3 protein-coding genes and 1 pseudogene are annotated in these 2,725 nt (G+C 57.7%); 1 reads left to right on the forward strand and 3 read right to left on the reverse strand.

All coding sequences use genetic code 11. The features are described from left to right. The first annotated feature begins 35 nt into the window (after positions 1 to 35). Positions 36 to 695 carry an SDR family oxidoreductase gene (locus NW856_RS11245; protein WP_414400316.1) on the forward strand — a complete coding sequence of 220 codons (660 nt, stop codon included), beginning with the start codon at positions 36 to 38 and terminating at the stop codon, positions 693 to 695. A gap of 177 nt (positions 696 to 872) precedes the next feature. Here NW856_RS11245 and NW856_RS11250 read toward each other — a convergent pair whose 3' ends face one another. From NW856_RS11250 to NW856_RS11260, 3 genes and pseudogenes are all read right to left on the reverse strand, one after another. Then, positions 873 to 1,169, reverse strand: a complete 297-nt coding sequence (locus NW856_RS11250) for a hypothetical protein (RefSeq protein WP_414351089.1) — start codon at positions 1,167 to 1,169, stop codon at positions 873 to 875. A gap of 6 nt (positions 1,170 to 1,175) precedes the next feature. Further along, complete coding sequence (locus tag NW856_RS11255) at positions 1,176 to 2,396, reverse strand: hypothetical protein (protein WP_414400318.1); 1,221 nt, start codon at positions 2,394 to 2,396, stop codon at positions 1,176 to 1,178. Continuing rightward, positions 2,332 to 2,725 (reverse strand): annotated as a pseudogene (locus tag NW856_RS11260) (hypothetical protein); the annotation flags it as partial. The pseudogene NW856_RS11260 and the gene NW856_RS11255, both read right to left, overlap by 65 nt.

Consider the following 2,725-nt stretch of genomic DNA (forward strand, 5'->3'; position numbering starts at 1 on the left):
TTCAGCAGTGTTCAGCGTAAATGTATCAGAAACTTATGCAGGCTTTTGTTGCAGGGGCTACAGGAGAAACCGGACGCCGCATTGTCAAAGAGTTGGTGGGCCGCGACATCCCGGTACGGGCGCTGGTGCGCAGCCATGAGCTGGCCGCTCGGGTTTTGCCCCCCGAAGCGGAAGTGGTGGTGGGGGATGTGCTGGATCCGGCCACGCTGGAGACGGGCATGGAAGGATGCACGGTGGTGCTCTGTGCCACCGGGGCCAGGCCCAGTTGGGATCCCTTTCAGCCCTACCGAGTGGATTATGAAGGCACCAAGAACCTGGTAGATGTGGCCAAAGCCAAAGGGATCCAACACTTTGTTTTAATCTCTTCCCTGTGTGTTTCCCAGCTGTTCCATCCCCTCAACTTGTTTTGGCTGATCCTGGTGTGGAAAAAACGCGCAGAAGAATATCTGCAAAAAAGCGGCCTCACCTACACCATCGTTCGACCGGGGGGCCTAAAAAACCAAGACAACGACGATGGCATTGTCCTATCCAAGGCGGATACCCTCTTTGACGGCAGCATCCCCCGCACGAAAGTAGCCCAAGTGGCCGTCGAAAGTTTATTCCAGCCCGCCGCCCAAAATCGCATCCTTGAGATCATCGCCAAGCCGGGTGTGCCCAACCGCGACTGGAGCGCCCTCTTTGCCATGGCAAGGTAGGTACCGAGCTGCATGCATGCTGCATACATTATGACTATGAGCGAGTATGAACGCGGCTCCCAGTTCCTCAGCAGGCTCGAACTTGGTGGGTGCATGGCACTCCTGGAAAGTCGATCCTGCATTGGTCGATAGTCTGCCGCAAAATGTCGGTGCCAAGCTAAACTTCTCGTTTTGCCCTTAACTTCCCTCTGTCTGGGAACCAGAAGACTTGGCCAACTGCTGCAAACGATTTAAGATCTGCGCCTCAGCGTTGGCATCGTGGAGTCGCAACGTTAGGCGGGGCACCCGCAACGAAGCCGTAATCCGGCCTGAGGGCAGATCCAGCCACACCAGTTGCCCTTGAAAACAGCGACAAGCGGCTCCCCATTCCTGGGCCAGAGCCTCTACCTCTGACCAGACAAGGCAACGCGGCAGCAGCAGGTCAGTGGCCCACCCCGCTCCACACTCCCGCCGCCTGAGGATACGCACCTGCATGGATCCCTACACCCGCAAGGACTCCGTCCCGCTGACGCGAGCGGCGTAAAACTCGCACCAGGGATCCCCCTGCTCTCTGGCTTTGGTCTCCTGGCCGTGGAAGAGCCCACCCCGCTGGAAGAGGCGGTTGTAGAAGACTTGATTCAAAACCGGCTTCTGCTGAATGTTGCCGTTGTAGACCAGATTCATCATCGCCGGCACCGCCCCTTGAGCAAAATAGCAGGCGGGATCTTCTGCCCGTGGGTAGGAAGCCAAAAAGTAGTTGGCTTCGTAGTTGCCGTCAATGGCCACCCGGCAAGACTCGCCGCTCACCACCTCCAAAGCCTGCCAGCGACCCCACCCCAGACTGCTGGCCACCGCATAGCCGCCGTGGATCCAGTCCGTGTCCTTCTCCAGCATCGGCCCCACAAGGGTTTCCCACTCCACCGATTCCATGATGTTGCCAAAGGTGTAGAAGACACAAACATGCCCCGACTCGCGAATAAGAGCTTCCCCCACCCCCATCAGCTCAGCCTGCACCGCCTTCAGCTCCTGTAAAAAGCGATATTGAATGCGGTTGTAGTAGTTGGCAGGCATGCGCGTTAGCAACACGTTAAACGCGCGAATCTGCCCCTGATCATCTCCGGCCAAAGGCAAGCCCCACAGAGCTTCGTTGACCGCGTCATAGTCCACTGCCGTTACGGGCTGCGGGAACTGGGTTGGCTGCTCAATAAGCTTGCCCATGCCTGGACTGGGAGTCAGCGACTGGGGCCGCGGCAGCCGAGTGGCCTGGATCACGCAGTGATCCTTACGGGTAACGGCCATGCACTCCGTTTCTTCTGCCGTGTAGCTCCCCAGCTCGCCAAACGTGGCATCCAGAGCTGCTGCCACATAGCCCACCGCCAAGTGGTCAATGGGACGTGTGCGGTTGACCTGATCCCCGTACTTGCTCAGCCAGCCTTCTGCGTAGTGAGAATGGGTAAGCTGCACTTCCCCGCCTGAAGGGGTCACCTCAAACGCCAGCCGCCCAAATCCTAAAAAACTGAAGATCTGAGCTGCCACTGCCAGGCGCTCTTGGGTCTCCTGAATGCCAAGAGCCTTGAAAGCTCCGTACAGAAGACTGTAAAAGATCTCCTGGGCTGCCGTGCGCAGGATCCCTACTCCATCGATCCAGTCGGGATCTTCAACAGTCTGCTGCAGGAATAGGTTGTAGTGATGGCAGTGGAAGATAACCGGCTCTCCAAACAAAGTAGGGGCTTTTGGGAAACGCTTTGATGACAACCCGCAGCGCCGGAGTACCTGCCAAGAGGTAGTCCGCCTCTTGGTCGGGGCTGACGGTTTGACAAAGGCGGCTATTGGCCTGCAACAGGTCGCCGGCGTAGGTGCCCAAACGTTCTAGGGCTTGCTCCTCTTGGGAATCGCTGACGTAGGTTACTTTGGCTACTGTAGCACCATCAGTGGCCCGCCCTATCAAAACAGCAATCAAGCCCGGAAGGCCGGCGATGTGCTGTTCAATCACGCTGCTGAGGGTTCGGATAGCCATGATGTAAACTACCCGACCCTGACTGCTTCGCAGT

Source organism: Synechococcus sp. R3-13 (assembly GCF_047462195.1).
GTDB lineage: Bacteria > Cyanobacteriota > Cyanobacteriia > Thermostichales > Thermostichaceae > Thermostichus.